The following is an 18,953-nucleotide window of genomic DNA, read 5'->3' on the forward strand; positions in this document are numbered from 1 at the left end:
TCCCATGTGAATGCTTCGTGAAGGAACGGTTGGGATTGTGCGGGTCGACCCCGGAATCTCACTCCTCCGGCGCGCCGGTCGCCCGGTCGACCGCGATGCCGACCAGACAGGTGTCGTCGTCGGTGTCCGCGCTGCTGTAGCGCAGCAGGTGGTCCAGGTGGCTCGCCAGCGAGTCGGGGGTGCCGTCCTCAGCATGGGACGTCTTCTCGCTCAGCGACATCAGGCTGTCCAGCGAAGCCTGGACGGACTCGTCGCGGCGTTCGATGAGACCGTCGGTGAACATCACCAGCGTGTCGCCGGCCTCGAGGTCGAGGTGCGACTCCTCGTAGTCGGCGTGGTCGAGCGCGCCGAGCAGGATCCCGCCCGGCTGCGGCAGCGCGCTGGCCCGGCCCGCGCGCAGCAGCACCGGCGGCAGGTGGCCGGCCCGGGCCCAGCGCAGCCGCCGCGTCCCGGGGTGGTACAGCGCGCAGACGGCGGTGGCCGTCACGTTGTCGGTGAGGTGGTGGGTGACGCTGTTGAGCCAGGTCAGCAACTGGGCCGGACCGGCGCCGGTGGCGGCTAGGCCGCGCAGGGCGTTGCGCAGGGCGACCATGCCGGTCGCGGCCTCGATGCCGTGCCCGGCGACGTCGCCGACGCACAGCAGGATCTCGCCGGACGGCAGAGCGAGGGTGTCGTACCAGTCCCCGCCGACCAGGTGGTCCTTCTCCGCGGGCCGGTAGCGCACGGCGACCTGGAGGTCGTGCAGGGTGAGCGGTCCGCGGGCGGGCGGCATGATGGCGTGCTGCAGCTGGAGGGCGAGGCGGCTGCGTTCGGCGGCCTGCTGCTCGCTGTGCGCCAGCTGGTCGCGGGTGGCGGCGAGGGCGACCTCGGTCCAGTGCTGCGCGGAGACGTCCTGGTAGGCGCCGCGCACGGTGGTGAGCGCCGCGTTCTCGTCGTGCACCGGCTCGGCGACGACGCGGATGTGGCGCGCCACGCCGTCGGAGCGCTGGAGCCGGAAGGCGGTGGCGGCCGGCCGCCGGTGGTGCAGCAGGGTGCGCAGGAACCGGCCGATCGCCGGGCGGTCGTCGGGATGCGCGTGCTCGGCGAGCCGGTCCAGGGCGATCGGCCGGGCGCTGGGAGGCAGGCCGTGCAGCTCGAACAGGGTCTCGTTCCAGGCGATCTGGCCGGTCTGGACGTTCTCCTCGAAGCCGCCGATCCGTCCCAGGCGCTGCGCGTGCTGGAGGAGCCGGGCCACCCTCGGCGTGCCGTCGTCGAGCCGCCAGATCACCACGATGTGCCGGCCGTGCCGGCTGATGCTGACCTGGGCCCGGGCGAGCAGCGGGATGCCGTCGACGGTGGCGGCCAGGCGCATGTCCGTGGCGCGGAACGGCTCGCCGGTCGCGAAGACGTGCTCGACCTTCTCGGCCAGGCCCCCGGCCTCGGCGGCCAGCGGATAGGCCTCCAGCAGGCGCGCGCCGGCGACCGCGCTGTTCGGCCGGCCGGCGAAGTCGACGAACGCGGGGTTGACGTGCCGGACCGCGAACTCCAGGGGCAGTTCGGCGCGGCCGGGTGCGAGCCGGAGGATCAGGCAGGGGTCGAGGACGCCGTCGGTGAGCCGCTGGAGGTCGTCGAACTCGTGGTCGGTGCGCTTGGAACCGGCGGAATCGGTCCAGGTCTCCAGGGTGGTGGCGCAGAGTTCCGCCAGCGCCTCGAACTGGCGCTGGAGCGACTGGGACCGCGGGGGCAGGTCGGCGGGCCAGCAGATCTCCAGCACGCCGATCAGCCGTCCGCCGGTCCCGGCGGGAACCGCGATGCGCCCGCCGGTGTACTCGTGCTGGCCGATGGTCGGCAGTGCCGCGTGCACGAGGGTGGGGTGGACGACCGTTTCCCGTTCGTCGAGCGCCCGCCGGGCCGGGGTGGACACGCCGGGCGGGACGTAGCGCCAGCGGCGGGCCTCGGCCTCGCCGAAGCCCGCGCTGCCTTCCAGGGTCAGCGACTGGTCGGGGTGGGCGGCCCAGATCGCGACGGCGACGGCGCCCAGCGGGCGCAGCGCGGTCGCGAGCATCGAGCGGGCCACCGACTCGCTGTCACCGGCGGCCAGGCTGTGCGCCTCGGCGGCGCGCAGGCGCACCGCGGCCTCCTCGGAACGGCCCACCGACGGACGCTCCGCCGAGGAACCCTCCGCCGAGGAACCCTCCGCCGAGGAAGGGTCCCCGGAGGTACGGCCCCCGGAGGCACGCTCCCCGGAGCCACGGTCCACGGAGGAGGTGACGAACTCGCGCGCGATGGCGGAGATCCGGTCGGCCGCGACCTCGTTGACCAGTTCGGCGGCGAGCTCCAGCACGGGCACACCGGCCTGTTCGGCGAGCGCGGTGAGCTGGCCGGCCGCCTCCGTCGGGCCGCACCGCAGCCGTTCGACCAGGACGCCGGCGGCCATCTCCACCAGGGAGCGGCCGGCGGCGTCGGCCCGGGCCCGGGCGAGCTCCGCGCGGAGGTTCTCCACCGTGGCGGCGAGGCGGGTGACGGCGGTGGCGGCCGGGCGGGCGTCGGCGGGCCGGGCGTCCGCGTGGTCGCGCTGCGGTCCGACGGTGGGGGTTCCGGCGCGGGGCAAGGGCCCCGCCCCGGGGGCCCCGCGGTCCGCGGGCGGGTCGTCGGGCCGGTGCGCCCCCGGGGCGTGGGGTTGCCGCGTCCCCGGGTCGTCGGGTTGCTGCGCCCCCGGATCGTGGGGCCGGTCCGCGGACGGGTCGTGGGGTTGCTGCACGGGCGGGTCGTGGGGTTGCTGCACTGCGGCCTCCTGGCGGATCGGGTGCGGGTCAGCTCTGTCCGGGGTTCAGTGCCCGGGCGGTCAGCTGGTCCCTGATCCGGCCGATCAGGTCGGCGGCGTCGACCGGTTTGGTGATGTAGTCGCTGGCTCCGGCGGCGAGGCTCTTCTCCCGGTCGCCGAGCATGGCCTTGGCGGTGACGGCGATGATGGGCAGCCGCTCGTGCTCGGGCATCGCGCGGATCGCGGCGGTGGCGGTGTAGCCGTCCATCTCGGGCATCATGACGTCCATCAGGATGACGTCGATCGCGGCGTGGGTGGCCAGGGCGTCCAGCGCGGCGCGCCCGTTCTCGGCCTGCAGCACGTTCATCCCGTGCAGCTCGAGGATCCCGGTGATCGCGTAGAGGTTGCGGTCGTCGTCGTCCACGACCAGCGCGGTGCGGCCCGCGAGGCTCGGGTCGGCGTCGGGGTCCCAGGCCGGTGCGGTCCGGGCCGTGCGCGGGCGGATGTCCTCGGGCCGCTCGGCGGTCATGTGCAGGGCGACCCGTTCGCGCAGCTCGTCGAGGCTGGAGAGGATCTCCAGCGGCCGGGCCGCCCCCCGGGTGAGCAGGTCGTCGTCGGTGGCGACGACACGGCTGCGGTGGGCGAGCACGGGGACGGACTGCAGGGCCGGGTCGCCGTCCATGTCCCGCAGCAGCGCGAGCGCGGCGCCGTCGGCCAGGTCGAGGTCGAGGACCAGGCAGTGGCAGGGCCCGTCGGCCAGCGTGGCGGCGGCCTCGTGGATGCCGACCGCGGTGACGATCTCCACCTCGCGGCCGTCGGTGCGGGGCAGGCCGGCGAGGGCGTTCTCGGCGACGAGGCCGAGCAGCCCGTTGGCGCGGGCCTCGACGACCAGCAGGCGGCGGGCCGGCAGCGGCACCGCGGGGCCGTCGGCGCGCGGCGGAGCGCCGACGGGCTCGACCGCCGTGGCGGTCGCCGTCGCGGGCTCGGACAGGTCGGGCCGGGTGGTGGGCAGGTAGAGGGTGAAGGTGCTGCCCTGGCCGAGGGTGCTCTCGACGGTGATCGCGCCGCCGAGCAGGTAGGCGATCTCGCGGCTGATCGACAGGCCCAGCCCGGTGCCGCCGTACTTGCGGCTGGTGGTGCCGTCGGCCTGCTGGAAGGCGCCGAACACCGTCTCCAGGTGCTGCGGGGCGATGCCGATGCCGGTGTCGGTGACCCGGAAGGCGACCACCGGGCCGTCCCGGCGCACGCCGTCGGGGAGCTCCGCCTCGGCGGCGGGCTCGATGCGCAGGTCGACTCCGCCCTGCGTGGTGAACTTGACGGCGTTCGAGAGCAGGTTGCGCAGCACCTGGCGCAGCCGGTAGTCGTCGGTGCGCAGCTCCCCGGGCACGCCGTCGCCGCTGCGCACGGTGAAGGCCAGGCTCTTCTGGCCGGTCATCGGGCGGAACGTCACCTCGACGTACTCGACCAGGGTGGCCAGCGGCACGGTCTCGATGTTGAGGTCCATCTTGCCGGCCTCGACCTTGGAGAGGTCGAGGATGTCGTTGATGAGCTGGAGCAGGTCGGAGCCGGCGGAGTGGATGATGCCCGCGTACTCGACCTGTTTGGCGGTGAGGTTCCGGGTGGGGTTCTGGGCGAGCAGCTGGGCGAGGATGAGCAGGCTGTTGAGCGGGGTGCGCAGTTCGTGGCTCATGTTGGCCAGGAACTCCGACTTGTACTTCGAGGCGACGGACAACTGGTGGGCCCGGTCCTCGAGTTCCTGGCGGGCCTGCTCGATCTCCAGGTTCTTCGCCTCAATGTCGCTCTTCTGCGCCTCCAGCAGCTCCGCCTTCTCCTCCAGCTCGGCGTTGGAGACCTGCAGTTCCTCCTGGCGGGCCTGCAACTCCTCGGAGCGGGCCTGGAGTTCGGCGGTGAGCCGCTGGGACTCGCCGAGCAGCTCGTCGGTGCGGGCGTTGGCGACGATGGTGTTGACGTTGACGCCGATGGTCTCCATCAGCTGGCCGAGGAAGTCCCGGTGCACCGTGGTGAACGGCTGGACGGCCGCGAGCTCGATCACACCGAGGACCTGGTCCTCGACGATGATCGGCAGCACCATCAGGGCCAGCGCGTCGGTGCGGCCCAGACCGGAGGTGGCGGACAGGTAGCCGGGCGGCAGCTGGTCGACCACGATGGCGCGGCGACTGCGGGCGGACTGGCCGACGAAGGACTCGCCGAGCCGGAACGGGCCGGGCCGGGACGAGTCGCCGGGGAAGGCGTAGGAGGCGACCAGGCGCAGCACCGTCCCGCTGTCGGTCTCCTCGGCGAGGTAGAAGGCGCCGCACTGCGCGGAGACCAGCGGAGTGAGCTCGTCCATGATGGACTCGGCGACGACGCCCAGGTCCCGCCGGCCCTGCATCAGGGCCGAGAAGCGGGCGAGGTTGGTCTTGAGCCAGTCCTGGTCCTCGTTGGCGCGGGTGGTCTCGCGCAGCGACTCGACCATGAAGTTGATGTTGTCCTTGAGGTCGGCGACCTCGCCGGAGGCGTCGACGGTGATCGAGCGGGTGAGGTCGCCGGCGGTCACGGCGTTGGTGACCTCGGCGATGGCGCGGACCTGGCGGGTGAGGTTGCCGGCGAGCTCGTTGACGTTCTCGGTCAGGCGCTTCCAGGTGCCGGACACGCCCTCCACCTCGGCCTGACCGCCGAGCCGCCCCTCGCTGCCGACCTCGCGGGCCACCCGGGTCACCTCGGCGGCGAACGAGCTCAGCTGGTCGACCATGGTGTTGATCGTGGTCTTGAGCTCGAGGATCTCGCCGCGCGCGTCGACGTCGATCTTGCGGGTGAGGTCGCCGTTGGCGACGGCGGTGGTGACCTGGGCGATGTTGCGGACCTGGCTGGTCAGGTTGTGCGCCATGAAGTTGACGTTGTCGGTCAGGTCCTTCCACGTCCCGGCGACGTTCGGGACCCGGGCCTGCCCGCCGAGCGTCCCCTCGGTGCCCACCTCGCGGGCGACCCGGGTGACCTCGTCGGCGAACACCGACAGGGTGTCCACCATCGTGTTGATCGCGTCGGCCAGCGCCGCGACCTCGCCCTTGGCCTCGACGGTGATCTTCCGGGAGAGGTCGCCGCGGGCCACCGCGGTCGCCACGTCCGACATCGAGCGGACCTGGCCGGTCAGGTTGGAGGCCATCACGTTGACGTTGTCGGTGAGGTCCTTCCAGGTGCCGGACACGCCCCGGACGGTGGCCTGGCCGCCGAGGTTGCCCTCGGTGCCGACGTCCCGCGCCACCCGGGTCACCTCGTCCGCGAACGCGGACAGCTGGTCGACCATCGTGTTGATGGTCTCCTTCAGCTCCAGGATCTCGCCGCGCGCGTCCACCCGGATCTTCTGCGTCAGATCGCCCTGGGCGACCGCGGTGGTCACCGAGGCGATGGACCGGACCTGCGCGGTCAGGTTGTCGGCCATCACGTTGACGGACTCGGTGAGGTCGCGCCAGGTGCCGGAGACGTCGCGGACGTCGGCCTGTCCGCCGAGCCGCCCCTCGGTGCCGACCTCGCGGGCGACCCGGGTCACCTCGCCCGCGAACGAGCTCAGCTGGTCGACCATGGTGTTGATGGTGTTCTTGAGTTCGAGGATCTCGCCGCGCGCGTCGACGGTGATCTTCTGCGAGAGGTCGCCGTCGGCCACCGCGGTGGCGACCTGGGCGATCGCCCGGACCTGGCCGGTCAGGTTGCCGGCCATGAAGTTCACCGAGTCGGTGAGGTCGCGCCACGTCCCGGAGACGCCCTTCACATCGGCCTGGCCGCCGAGGATGCCCTCGGTGCCGACCTCGCGGGCGACCCGGGTCACCTCGCCCGCGAAGCTGCCCAGCTGGTCGACCATGGTGTTGACGGTGTTCTTGAGCTCGAGGATCTCGCCGCGCGCGTCGACGGTGATCTTCTGCGAGAGGTCGCCCTTCGCGACGGCGGTGGCGACCTGGGCGATGTCCCGGACCTGGGTGGTGAGGTTGCCGGCCATCGCGTTGACCGAGTCGGTGAGGTCGGCCCAGGTCCCGGAGACGGCGGGCACCTGCGCCTGACCGCCGAGCCGCCCCTCGGTGCCCACCTCCCGGGCCACCCGGGTCACTTCGGACGTGAAGCGGGACAACTGGTCGACCATGCCGTTGAACACGGTCGCGATCTCGCCGAGCAGGCCGTCCGCGTCGTCCGGCAGCCTGGTCCCGAAGTCGCCGTCGCGCACCGCCGTCAGACCGGCGAGCAGGAGCCGCAGTTCCGGCACGCCGACCTGGGTGGCGGAAGGATTCGCGCTCCCGCGCGAACCGTTGGGCGTTGCTGAGCCAGCCATCGAACGTCGCCTCTCTAGAGCCCAGCCCGGCGCCGGGGCACGGAGGCCGACCGACAACACGGGCACGTACCGCCTGGGAGGCTACCCCAGCCGCTGCCGGAACCGGAAAGCCCGGCACCGACCCGTTCGTACGCCTTGACAGCGGCGCTTCGTGCGCCACGGGCGCCGGGGGCGGTCCTGGAGGGGGCCGCCACGGGCTCGGCGGACGCTTCCGCGCCCGCCGGACGCCTTCCCGGTCGGAAGCCGTGTGCCCCGGAACGACCGGGCTCAACGGCCGAGGCGATCCAGGCCCGGGAAGCGGGCCGGCCCGTGAAGCCGGGTGATCCAGGTCATGCAGGTGATCCGGCAGGACGGTGCATGACCCGGCGGAACCGGGGCACCCGGGTCGTGAACCATTCCCACAGCGTGAGGAGTCCGTACCGTGCTCGGTCTGATCCTGGTCCTGCTGCTAGTCCTCCTCCTCTTCGGGCTCGGCTTCGCCGTGAAGGTCCTGTGGTGGATCGGCGTGGTCGTGTTCGCCGTCTGGCTGCTCGGCTTCCTCGCCCGGGGTACCACCTCCACCGGCAGCCGGGGCCGGTGGTACCGCTGGTAGCCGCCGCGCCCCGCGCCACCGGTGCCCGTCGGCCGCAGTGGCCGACGGGCACCGGCGCGTCCGGGCCCCGGACCCGCCGGACCCCCCGGACCCGCCGGACGCGCCGGACCCGCCGGGTTCGGTGGGGCCGCGGGCGACGGGGGGCACCGCTTTTCGGCCGCTTCCCGCCGGTGCTCGAACCCGTGCTCCGGGCAGGGGGTCAGGAGACCACGGCCGGTGCCAGTGCGGCCCGGGCGAGCAGGACGGGGTCGCCGGTGCCGTCGGCGGGGACGGTCCACAGGTCGGTGCCGTCGTCGCCGGGGAGGGCGTAGGCGAGGGTGCGGTCGTCCAGCCAGAGGGCCTGGTCGTCGAGGGTGCGCCGTTCGGCGGTCGGGGTCTCGGCCATGGTGGCGAGGTCGAGGACGTAGAGCTGCCAGGGGGCGTCCTCGGGGAGGCCGGGGACGCGCTTCTTGTAGGCGATGCGGGTGCCGTCGGGCGAGAGGGAGGGGCACTCGACGTTGCCGTGCAGGGTGGTGAGGGTGTGCGAGACGGTGTCCCCGGCGGCCAGCCAGGTGCGGCCGCCGGTGGCGAGGGTGACGTGGAAGTGGCGGTCGTCGGTGAAGGTGACGCCCCAGAGGTTGGTGTCGGCGGCGCGGTGGGGGCGGCCGTCCAGGGTGACCGCGTAGGTCTCCAGGTTCTCCTGGAGGGTCCAGGTGCGGGTGTCCAGGACGGAGGTGCGGGTGGAGAAGTCGGTGCCCGCGTAGGAGTCTCCGCCGACGAAGACCGTCCAGGCGATCAGGTGGCCGGACGGGGAGACCCGGGCCCGGGTCGGGATGCCGGCCAGGTCGTAGCGGCGCACCTCCTTCAGGTCGGCGTCGAGCACGACGGCCCGGTAGCTGTCGCCGAGCAGGCCGTGCTCCGCCCGGAGGCAGATGCCGGTGCCGGCGGCGGCGTGGAAGCGCAGGCAGGCGGGGGCGGCGACGGTCCGCGCGGCAGCGGGGTCGGCGGTGCGGACGAGGTCGGTGAGGGGGACGGTGGCGAGGTGGTCGCGCTGGTCGCCCCAGAGCATGGAGCGGAAGACCAGGTGCGGCCCGCCGCTCTGCGGCCCGAGGGTGACGGCGCCGGCCCTGACGGGCGGGCCGTCCCGGCCCGCGCGGTGGGCGGCGTCCTGGGCCCGGTCGCCGGAGTGCAGCACGGTCAGGACCGCGGCCGCGAGCAGGACGGCGGCGGCGGTGAGCAGCACGAGCATTCGCTGGCGGAGTGTCATGAGAATTCTGCCTCGCGGTGGTCGGGGGACGGACGGCCGGGTACCGGGCGCAGCAGGGTGACGGCCGCCGCGACGGCGGTGGTGAGGGCGGCGGTCATGACGGCGAGGGCGGCGGTGTCGCCCCAGCGGCTCCAGAGCGCGCCGACGGCGAAGGAGCAGGCGAAGCGTCCGACGGCCTGGCCGGTGCCGACCAGGGCCAGTCCGGCGCCCTGCCGGTGCTCGGGGACGGAGCCTGCGGCGACGGCGGCCAGCACACCGTCGGTCGCGGCGTAGAAGACCCCGTGCAGCAGCAGGACCGCACCGGCCGCCGCCGTCGCGGTGACCGCCGTCGCCGACACGTCGGTGCCGGGCCGGGCGAGCAGGAGTCCGTAGGCCGCCAGCAGGGCGGCGTGCCCGAGCAGGAACATCCGTCGGCGCCCGATCCGGTCGGCGAGCACGCCGAACGGGACGGCCAGCGTCAGATAGACGGCGGCCGTGCCCAGCGGCAGCAGCGGGAACCAGGCGAGCGGCAGTTCGAGCCGCCGCTGGAGCAGCAGGTAGAGGAAGGAGTCGCTGACGGTGGCGAGTCCGAGCAGGGCCGCGCAGGCGGTGGTCCGGCGCAGGGCCGGCAGCCGCAGCAGTCCGCGTGCCCGCGGTCGGGCCGCCGGCGCCGCGGCCGGGCGCAGCCCGCGGCCGGGGACGAGCAGGACCAGGACCAGCACGCCGAGCGCCGCGACGTAGGAGCTGACGGTGAAGACGGCGTGGTAGCCGCCGGGGGCGCCGCGCAGGACGAGGAAGGCGAGCAGGGGTCCGGCGAGCGCTCCCGCGGTGTCCATCGCGCGGTGCACGCCGAAGGCGCGGCCGCGCCGTTCGGGCGGGGTGGCGAGGGAGATCATGGCGTCCCGGGGTGCGGTCCGCAGGCCCTTGCCGACCCGGTCGACCGCCAGCACCAGGCCGATCAGCGGGGCGGTGCGCACCAGCAGGAGGGCCGGGCGGCAGAGCGCGGAGAGACCGTAGCCGAGGGTGGCGACGGTCTTGTGCCGTCCGCCGGCCCGGTCGCCGAGGAGGCCGCCGAGCAGCCGCAGGGTGGCGGAGGCGCCGTTGAACACGCCGTCCAGCACGCCGAATCCGAGCGGGGAGACGCCGAGCGCGGTGACCAGGTAGAGCGGGAGGACGGCGGTGACCATCTCGGAGGAGACGTCGGTGATCAGGCTGACCGTGCCGAGGGCCAGCACGGTGGGGGCGATCCGGGTGACGGTGGTCCGCGCGGGCCGCCCCGGCGCGAGGGCCGGGGCGGCGTCGGCGGACGGGCGCGCGTGGCGGCGGCTGTCCGCGAGGTACACGTCAGTTCCAGATGCCGGTGATGTCGCCGACCTCGGCGGCCTTGCCGGCGTGGGCGGTGAGCCCGGCGAGGTCCTCCAGGGTGCGGAGGAGGTGGTAGTGGTTGTACTTGGTGGTGGGCGCGCTCCCGGCCTTGACGGGCTGCCCGTAGAGCACGGTGGGGATCTGGTTGCCGCTGTTGCGGTCGTCCTCGTCGTAGGTGACCACGAGCAGGCTGTTGTGGGTCCTGGCCCAGTCGGCGTACGCGGCGAGGTTGTTCTTGATCCAGCCGTCACCGGTGCCCACGCTGCAGTCGTGCATGTCGTTGCAGAGGTTGGGGACGACGAAGGAGACGGTGGGCAGTGCGGTGAAGTCGGTGGGGAACTGGGCGAAAGTGTGGCCCGACTTCGCCGGCACGTTCTTGAAGGCGAACCAGGGGTTGTGCTTCTGGGCGTACTTGCCGCTCTTGCAGGTGGTGGAGCCCTCGCTGGGGAGGGACTCGTTGTAGCTGCCCCAGGTCCGGCCGGCCGCGATCAGCTCCGAGCCCAGGTTGGCGGCGGACATCGATCCGACCGAGTAGCAGCCGTCGCCGGTGATGCCCTGGGTGCCGCCGGAGAAGAGGGCGAAGTAGTTGGGCTGGCTGGGGTGGGTGATGCCGTACGAGGCCTTCAGTACGGCGCCGCCCTTGGCGAGGGAGTTGATGTAGGGGGCGCTGCTGCTGTCGATGATCTGCTTGAAGGCGTGGTTCTCCATCACGACGACCACGACGTGGTCCGGGCGCGGGAAGGCGGGCGCGGCCGAGGCGCGGCCGGAGCCGGTGGTGGCGAGGGCGGTGGCGAGGGTGGCCGTCAGGGCCGCGGAGAGCGCGAGGGTCTTCCTCGCGCCGAGGGGGGTTCCGCCGGACATGCTGATCTCCTGGGTGAGGGTGAGGGTGAGGGTGAGGGGGTGAGGCTGGGGGTGGGGGTGGGGGCGCCGTACGGCCGCGCGGGTGGGGCCGGACTGCCGCACGGTCGTGTCGGCGGCGCACGCTGGCGGCGGGGCTCGACCGTCACGGGGTCGGGTTGTCGCCCAGCGGGCGGACGTACAGCAGACGGTTGGGCGTGTTGCTGCCGGCCTTGCCGATCCTGTCGGCGGTGGCGGCCCGGACCAGTGCCTCCTGCACCTGCGCGGGGGTGGCCCCCGGGTGCGCGGAGAGGTAGAGCGCGGCGGCGCCCGTGACGTGCGGTGCGGCCATCGAGGTGCCGGTCAGCGTGTGGGTGGCCGTGTCACCGGTGTGCCAGGCCGAGACGATGCCGGTCCCGGGGGCGAACAGATCGGTGCAGGGGCCCCAGTCGGAGTCCGAGCGGCGTTGGTCGTCGGAGGTGGAGTTGTTCACCACCACTGCCTCCGCGATGTCGCCGGGCGAGTTCTTGCAGGCGTCCGTGTTGCCGTTGCCCGAGGAGACCACCCAGGTGACGCCGGAGGCTATCGAGGCGCGGATCGCCTTGTCCTCGGCGGAGCTGACCCCGCCGTTGATGCTCATGTTGACCACGGCCGGCTTGACGGCGTTCCTGGTGATCCAGTCGGCGGCGGAGATGATCGAGGAGGTGGGTATGGAGTCGTTGCACGGGGTGACCCGGACGGAGACCAGCCGCACACCCTTGGCGACGCCGGTGTCCTTGCCGCCGACCGTTCCCGCGACGTGGGTGCCGTGGCCGAGGCAGTCCGCGCCGTTGCGGCCGTCACCGACCAGGTCCACGCCGATCCGCGCCCGGCCGCCGAACTGGGTGTGCGTGGTGCGCAGTCCGCTGTCGACCAGGTAGACGGTGACGTCGGTGCCGTTGTTGGGTGCGGTGTAGGTACCGTCCAGCGGAAGGGTTCGCTGGTCGACCCGGTCGAGACCCCAACTCGCCGTGGACGAGAGGGTGTTCGTCGCTCCGACGGAGGTGTGGTGGATCCCGTCCTGTTCGACCGAGGCGACGACCGGGTCCGCCGCGACCCGTTGGGCCTGAGTGGCCGTGAGCTCGGCGGCGTACCCGCGCAGCGCGGTGTCGAAGACGGCGTGGACGGTGCCGCCGTGGACGTGCGTCAGGCGGTCCGCGACGGCGGCGGGGGCGGCCGGGCCGTCGCGCAGCACCACCACGTAGCGTCCGGCCAACGGCTCCTGCGCAGAGCGGACTCGGGGTACGGACGACGGGGCGGCGGCGACCGTCGCGGCGAGGGCGGCGGTGGCCGCGGTGAGGACGAGGGCGCGGCGGACTGCGCGGTGCTCGGGCACGTGGGGCTCCTGGTGGGTGCGTCGGGGGCCACCAGGAGTACCGTCCGGGAGCGGGCCGTGGGCGCCACCCGCCGCCACTGGCGCAGCCTCGCCACCGCAGCTGTCCGCGATCGGCCGGTCGATCCACCCGTTGATCGGCCGGTGGATCCGTCCGTCGACCGGCCGTTCAGATCCATCCGTTGCGTGCCGCGTGCAACGCCATCTGGAAGCGGGTGACCGACCCCGCACGGGAGTTGAGCTGCTCCAACTGGCGCGAGAGGGTGCGGCGGCTGATGCCGAGCAGTTCGGCGATGGTCTCGTCGGTGACCCCGGTGGCCAGCAGTTCGACGATCCGCCGCTGGACCGTGCTGAGCGCCGGGGGCACCCGGTCCCCCAGGTGCATCGGCAGAGCGGCCCGCCAGGAGGTCTCGAACAGGCCGGTCAGCGCGGAGAGCAGGCTGGAGGGGTGCACCAGCAGCAGCGAGTCGTTCGCCTCGGCCTCGACGAAGGACATCGAGACGATCGCCAGCCGCCGGTCGAACACGGTCAGCTTGACCGGCACGGTGGGCAGGATCCGGGCCTGCTCGCCCGCCGCGATGGAGGGCTGGATGTTCACGGCGTAGTAGGCGGCGTGCTGGACGGCGGATCTGGCGTAGACGACCCGGTACTCCACCCCCCTGCGGAGGTTCTCGATCTCGATCGGATTGGCGGCGCCGTGGGTGTGGTACGGCGGTGAGTCGAAGCGCAGCACCTCCCGCTCGGCCGCCGCCTCGATGGTCTCGATCGCCTCGACGATGGAGTCCCCGGTGACCACCTCCACCAGGTCGTCCGTGCGCTGCGTACCGGCCGAACGCCGCCACCCGCGGTAGGCGTTGACCGCCGCCTGCTGCGCCGCACGGACCTCGGCGGCCCGGCTGTGCGCCAGGTACTCCAGGGCCACGGTGGGTTCCACCGGTACGTGCCGCCGCCGGTCGGTGGTGGCGACGGTGACCAGTCCCAGCCGCCGCAGCCGCGCCAGCTCGGGCCCGAGCTCCTCCGGCCCGGTTCCTTCCACCCCGGTCTCCTCGGCCCCGGTTGCCTCCGCCTCCCCGCGGCGGCCCCCGGGACCGGAGGCCAGCAGCGCCTCGTACAGCTCCGCCTCACGGCGTGTCAGGCCGAGCCGGCACAGGTGCGCCGGCAGATCCTCGTCCTCCATGCGTGTTCCTCCCGTGACGGGCGGCCCGGGCACCTACCGCCACCGGCCGCGTCCCGGGATGGTGGCACGACCCGGGGGCGCCTTCCAGGCGGGCGGTGTGGCGGATGCCCGCCGACGCCGTTGGCGAGTGATCGCCACCACGTCCGGCCGGTCGGCGGTAGACCAGGGGCGGCGGCCGTCCGCCCCCGCCTTCCGCCCCGCTCTGCCCGTCCACCCGCCTGCCCTGTTGGAGCCCCCTTGATCAGCGTGTTCGACCTCTTCCGCGTCGGCATCGGACCGTCCAGCTCACACACCGTCGGCCCGATGCGCGCCGCCCGGCACTTCGTCCAGGAACTCGACCGGAAGGACCTGCTGGTGCGGCTGGCGGCCGTCCGGACCGAACTCTTCGGCTCGCTCGCCGCCACCTGCACCGGCCACGGCACAGACCGGGCCGTCCTGCTCGGCCTGGCCGGGGAGGAACCCGCGACGGTGGACATCACCACCGCCGAGGAGCGCTTCCGCCGGATGGAGGCCGAGGGCCGGGTCCGGCTGCCGGGCGGCCCGACCGTCCGCCACAGCCTGGTCCTGCACCCGGAGCGTTCACTGCCCGCCCACCCCAACGCCCTGACCTTCACCGCACTCGGCCGCCGCGGTGCCGTCCTGGCCGAGCGCACCGCCTACTCGGTCGGCGGCGGCTTCCTGCTCGGCGAGGCGGGGGAGGACCCCGCCGGCGGCACCGGCCCGGCCGACGCCCCGGCACCCTTCTCCGACGCCGAGGAGCTGCTCCGCCTCGCCGGGGACGGCCGGATCAGCGACGTCGTGCTGGCCAACGAGACCGCCCGTCGCCCCGAGGCCGAGGTCCGTGCCCACCTGCTCCAGGTCTGGGCGGTCATGCGCGGCTGTGTCGAACGCGGCCACCGCACCGGGGGCACCCTGCCCGGCGGCCTCGACGTCCCCCGTCGTGCCCCGGCCCTGCACCGGCGTCTGGTCCGCGCCGACGGCCGCCCCGCCGACCCGCTGCGCGCGCTGGACCTGGTCGCGCTCGACGCCCTGGCCGTCAACGAGGAGAACGCCGCCGGTGGCCGCGTGGTCACCGCCCCCACCAACGGCGCCGCCGGCATCGTTCCCGCCGTCCTGCACCACTACCACCGGTCCACCCCCGGCGCCGACGAGGAGGGCACCGTCCGCTTCCTGCTCACCGCCGCCGCCATCGGCAGCCTGGTCAAGCGCAACGCCTCCATCTCCGGCGCGGAGGTGGGCTGCCAGGGCGAGGTCGGCACCGCGGCCGCCATGGCCGCCGCCGGCCTCACCGAGGTCCTGGGCGGCACCCCCGGCCAGGTCGAGAACGCCGCCGAGATCGCCCTGGAACACCACCTCGGCCTCACCTGCGACCCGGTGGCCGGCCTGGTCCAGATCCCCTGCATCGAGCGCAACGCCATCGGCAGCGTCAAGGCCGTCACCGCCTCCCGCCTGGCCCTCAACGGCGACGGTCGGCACCTCGTCCCGCTCGACGCGGTCATCCGCACCCTGCGCGACACCGGCGCCGACATGAAGTCCACGTACAAGGAGACCTCGCGCGGCGGCCTCGCCCTCCACGTACCGCGCTGCTGACGACCCATCAACCTTTCGCTCTGTGGGAGGGGCTCGTAGAGCTCCCGCTCACGTCGCGCCGCGGCTCTCCGTCCGGGCCCCTCGCACCACCGTCATCGTCAGCCCCACCGTCACCAGCGCCTCGGCCCAGTAGAACGCCGCGTAGTCCAGCAGCGAGCCGATCGGCGGGCTGCCGGGCGCGGCGTTGCGCATCCCGATCAGGGCGAACAGGGTGGCCGCCATCCAGCCCAGGGCGGGCCACACCAGACCGCGCCGCTGCCGGGTGATCAGCCATGCCGCTGCGAGTACGGACAGGCCCAGCGCCCACATCGCCGCCATCATGAACCAGGCCAGGATGAACGTGCTGCGCGACCGGCTCACCCGCTCGGTCACCGCGACGGCGCCCCGGTCCTCCTCCTGATCGCTCTGTCGCACGGTGAAGAACGGGTCGGTTCCTCGCAGCGCGAGCACCACGGGCACGTCCCGGCCGCCGGCGCTGGCCTGGAAGCCGATCAGGGCGTGGTAGCGGTCGAACGGGTAGTCCGAGATCCGTCCGTCGGTGAGGGCGAAGGACACCGTGGTGGTCCCGATCCGCCGGCCCTCCGGGTAGCGGAGCACGGCCTGCTCCAGCGAGGTCGTCTCCAGCACCAGCTCCTGGGTCGGGGCCAGCGGGTCGTCGGCCACCGCGAGCGCGCCCTGCGGTTCGACCAGGATCTTGGCCGTCAACGCCTCCCCGGCCGCGTCCACCCGCTGCAGGGTGACACCCACCAGCAGGTAGTCGGCGGCCCCGGCCGAACCCACCACCTGCACGTGCTCGCGGCTGGACCGTTCGTTCCAGTAGAGCACCAGGCCCGCTGCGCACAGCGCCGCGATCACGCTCAGCACGACCACCGGCCGCCAGAGCGGCACCCGGCCCCACACCGGTGAGGGAGCGGGGGCGGGCGGCGCACCGGCGGATCCGGGTCCGCGCCGGATCCGCACCCGCTGCCGGACCCGCTGTCGCATCCGGATCGCGGACCGCTCGGACGGAGGAGGCATACGGATCGGTCTCGCCTTCGGAGGGAACAACGCCGTCCCGCCCACTGTCCCCGCCGGCGCCTCGAACCGACGGTGCACCTCGCCCCGGCCGGAGCCCTTTCACCCAGGCGGATCCGTCCGCGACTCCGGCGACCCGGGTCGGGACGTTGGGCCCGCCGAGAGGCAGAGGCGCTCCCTGGGGACCTTCGCGTCCGTCAGTCCCGGTACTCGCAGAGGTAGGCGGTCTCGACCGCACTCCTGACCTGGAACCTGCTGTCGGCGGGGACATCGAACCGGTCACCGGCCTTGAAGGTCTCCCACTCCTCGGAGCCGGGCAGCCTGACGGTCAGCGCGCCGCTGACCACGTGCATGATCTCCCGCTTGGCGGTGCCGAACTCGTAGTCGCCGGGCGCCATGACGCCGACGGTCGCCGGACCTTCCTCCGCACTGAAGGCGATCGACTTGACCGCGCCGTCGAAGTACTCGTTGACCTTGAACATCGGCATCCTCTCGGGAGACGAACGGAGGAGGGACGCCCCGCCCGTCGCGGGGGCCGGCCCTCGGTGGGGGAAGGCTACGCCAGCCTCCACCGTCCCTTCCCGCAGGTCCAAGGGGTGATCAAGTCGATCGGTCGTCCGTCCCCGCATCGATTGCCGCGCGGACTCCCGCACGAGCCCCGCGGTGGGCGCCCGTGGCCGGTTTCAGGAGCGCGAGGCAGACGAACGGGGCACGGATCGCTACGCTGGGCGACCATGTTCATACCCGCCTCCGCGATGAGGCGTGTACGCCTCGTCGCCGCACTGACGTTGTTCCTCACTCTGATGGGCTTCGGCCGGCAGGCCTTCGCCGTGGCCGATCCCCCCGCGCCCCGCTTCACCATGAGCGTCGACCGTACGACGGTCGCACCCGGACAGGCCGCGAACGTGACCGTGACGTTCACCAACCGCGAGTCCGGCCCGGTGAACTTCCTCTACGCGACCGTGACCCCGGACTTCTTCGTCCCGGCGGGCTCCGGGGTGGCCCCGTACGCGTTCACCGGGTGTACCGCGGCCAGCTGGTGCGGACCGAACCAGTTCGGGTTCAGCTACAACCTGACCGCACCGCAGGCACCCGTGGCGCCCGGCGAGAGCCGCACGGTGACGGTCTCCTTCCGGTTCGCTCCTGACGCGGACTGCGCCTGGGTCACGAAGGTGGGCTTCTACCTGTCCTACGTCTACTACGAGTACGACCAGGGCATCCACGACTCCCTGCCGCCCATCGCCGCCACCTCCTCCCTCGTGACCCTGGTCTGCCCGGCCGTGCCGTAGCACCGCCCGGCCCGCCCGATTCCGGGCCTTCCCGCCTCGCGCCCTGTCGGGGTTGCTCGCCGAGGTCACCGTCCGGTCGAGGCAGCGCGGGCGCCGGGTTCGGTCCCGCTCATCCGAGGCGGGCGAGTGCGGTGCGGGCGAGCGGGGCCTGGAGGGGGTGGAAGGCCGGGTCGGTGGCGAGGGCTTCGGTGAGGTGGGTTCGGGCGTCGTCGTCCCGGCCGAGGGCGTGCTCGATGGTGCCGAGGTGGTACAGGAACAGGGCGTTGTGCCAGCCGTGCTCCTGGGCCCGCCGGGCGAGGGCGAGGGCTTCGGAGTCGGCGCCGGTCCGGTGCAGGGCCCAGGCGAGGGCGTCGGCGACGAGGACGTTCCGGCGGCGGGACCATTCGGCTCGGAGCAGGCGGACGGCTTCGGTCGGGTCGCCGTGGTCGGCCTGGAACTGGCCGAGGGTGAGGTCGTCGACGACGCCGTTGGCGGCGGCGAGCCGCTGTTCGGCGGCCAGCAACCGGTACTGCTCGCGGGCCTGTTCCGGATGCCCGAGGGATTCGTGGAGTTCGCCGAGCTCGAGCAGGTACTGGGGGAGCGGGACGCGGGCGACGGCGGCGGTGTAGTCGCGCAGGGCCTCGTCGTTGCGGCCGAGGGCGGCTTCGGCGCGGGCCCGGCCGGCGAGGGCGGGGGTGTGGTCGGGGTCGGCGAGCAGGGCCTGCCGGTAGCCGGTGAGGGCGTCGTCGGCGCGGCCGGAGTTCCGGTCGAGTTCGGCGATCTGGTACTGGCAGAAGGCCTTGTCGGCGGGGTCGTAGGCACCGTCGAGGGCCTGCCGGAGCGCGGCCCGGGCGTCGTCGGTGCGGCCGTGCTGTTCGAGGTCGTAGGCGGCGCGGGTGAAGGAGGCGGTGCCGGGGCGGCGGTCCAGGAGTTGCTGCACGGCCTCGGTGGCACCCGTGTCGTCGCCGAGCTGGGTACGGGCGTCGGCGAGCACGGCGTAGGCGGGCCAGTGCGCGGGCGAGGCGGCGACGGCCTGCTCGGCGAACTCGCGGGCCCGGTCGAAGAGGTGGCGGGCGTTGGCGAGCGCGCCCAGGCCGGTGAGAGCGTCGGCGTTCGACTGCGGGGCCAGGGCCAGGGAGCGTTGCAGGGCCTCGTCCGCCTTGGGGTAGTAGGACGGGTCGGCGGTGAGGCGTGCCTGTTCGACGTACTCGGCACCCAGGCGGGCCCACCCGGCCGCGTCGGAGGGCAGTAGTCGCAGCCGCTGCTGGTCGGCGGTGATCGCCCGGGTCAGTGAACTGCCGGGGGCGGAGCGGTCGCCCGGGGGCCGGGCGGTGGCAGCAGTCGGGAGAGGGGTCCCGGGGCGGGGGCGGTCCAGCGCCCCGAACGCGGCCAGGCCGCCGCAGAGCGCGATGGTGGTGAGCAGCAGGGGCAGGCGGCGCATGGGGTCCTTCA

Annotated in this window: 13 protein-coding genes; 3 read left to right on the forward strand and 10 right to left on the reverse strand. The window is 73.6% G+C overall.

From position 1 onward, the window contains the following. Window positions 1–58: 58 nt before the first annotated feature. Complete coding sequence (locus BLU95_RS38875; protein WP_093865445.1) at window positions 59–2,590, reverse strand: SpoIIE family protein phosphatase; 2,532 nt, start codon at window positions 2,588–2,590, stop codon at window positions 59–61. Window positions 2,591–2,792: 202 nt separating this feature from the next. Next, window positions 2,793–7,061, reverse strand: a complete 4,269-nt coding sequence (locus BLU95_RS38880) for a HAMP domain-containing protein (protein WP_093864163.1) — start codon at window positions 7,059–7,061, stop codon at window positions 2,793–2,795. Between the two features lie 421 nt (window positions 7,062–7,482). On the opposite strand from BLU95_RS38880, the gene BLU95_RS38885 reads away from it, so the two are divergent. Continuing rightward, entirely contained in the window at window positions 7,483–7,653 is a 171-nt protein-coding gene (locus BLU95_RS38885; protein WP_093864164.1) for a hydrophobic protein, read from the forward strand. A gap of 199 nt (window positions 7,654–7,852) precedes the next feature. On the opposite strand, the gene BLU95_RS38890 is transcribed toward BLU95_RS38885, so the two are convergent. From BLU95_RS38890 to BLU95_RS38910, 5 genes are all read right to left on the reverse strand, one after another. Further along, window positions 7,853–8,899, reverse strand: coding sequence for a TolB family protein (locus tag BLU95_RS38890; RefSeq protein WP_093864165.1), 1,047 nt, complete (start codon window positions 8,897–8,899; stop codon window positions 7,853–7,855). After that, entirely contained in the window at window positions 8,896–10,221 is a 1,326-nt protein-coding gene (locus BLU95_RS38895; RefSeq protein WP_093864166.1) for an MFS transporter, read from the reverse strand. The genes BLU95_RS38890 and BLU95_RS38895 overlap by 4 nt, the downstream gene beginning before the upstream one ends. A 1-nt stretch (window position 10,222) precedes the next feature. Then, a complete protein-coding gene (locus BLU95_RS38900; RefSeq protein WP_093864167.1) occupies window positions 10,223–11,104 on the reverse strand; it encodes an alkaline phosphatase family protein in 882 nt (293 codons plus the stop codon). 142 nt (window positions 11,105–11,246) lie between these two features. After that, the gene (locus BLU95_RS38905) at window positions 11,247–12,455 is read right to left on the reverse strand and encodes a S8 family peptidase (RefSeq protein WP_093864168.1); all 1,209 of its coding nucleotides are present in this window, start codon (window positions 12,453–12,455) and stop codon (window positions 11,247–11,249) included. Between the two features lie 166 nt (window positions 12,456–12,621). Next, window positions 12,622–13,629, reverse strand: a complete 1,008-nt coding sequence (locus BLU95_RS38910) for a helix-turn-helix domain-containing protein (protein WP_093864169.1) — start codon at window positions 13,627–13,629, stop codon at window positions 12,622–12,624. A gap of 237 nt (window positions 13,630–13,866) precedes the next feature. On the opposite strand from BLU95_RS38910, the gene BLU95_RS38915 reads away from it, so the two are divergent. Then, complete coding sequence (locus tag BLU95_RS38915; protein WP_093864170.1) at window positions 13,867–15,219, forward strand: L-serine ammonia-lyase; 1,353 nt, start codon at window positions 13,867–13,869, stop codon at window positions 15,217–15,219. A gap of 48 nt (window positions 15,220–15,267) precedes the next feature. On the opposite strand, the gene BLU95_RS38920 is transcribed toward BLU95_RS38915, so the two are convergent. After that, window positions 15,268–16,236 carry a DUF4436 family protein gene (locus BLU95_RS38920; protein WP_093864171.1) on the reverse strand — a complete coding sequence of 323 codons (969 nt, stop codon included), beginning with the start codon at window positions 16,234–16,236 and terminating at the stop codon, window positions 15,268–15,270. 194 nt (window positions 16,237–16,430) lie between these two features. After that, window positions 16,431–16,715 (reverse strand): pyrimidine/purine nucleoside phosphorylase, encoded by a 285-nt coding sequence (gene ppnP, locus BLU95_RS38925; protein WP_093864172.1) that lies wholly within the window; start codon window positions 16,713–16,715, stop codon window positions 16,431–16,433. Between the two features lie 252 nt (window positions 16,716–16,967). On the opposite strand from ppnP, the gene BLU95_RS38930 reads away from it, so the two are divergent. Further along, a complete protein-coding gene (locus tag BLU95_RS38930) occupies window positions 16,968–17,522 on the forward strand; it encodes a COG1361 family protein (RefSeq protein WP_159425204.1) in 555 nt (184 codons plus the stop codon). A gap of 109 nt (window positions 17,523–17,631) precedes the next feature. On the opposite strand, the gene BLU95_RS45385 is transcribed toward BLU95_RS38930, so the two are convergent. Beyond that, the gene (locus BLU95_RS45385) at window positions 17,632–18,942 is read right to left on the reverse strand and encodes a tetratricopeptide repeat protein (RefSeq protein WP_093865446.1); all 1,311 of its coding nucleotides are present in this window, start codon (window positions 18,940–18,942) and stop codon (window positions 17,632–17,634) included. Window positions 18,943–18,953 lie beyond the last annotated feature (11 nt).

The organism is Streptomyces sp. TLI_053, from assembly GCF_900105395.1.
GTDB lineage: Bacteria > Actinomycetota > Actinomycetes > Streptomycetales > Streptomycetaceae > Kitasatospora.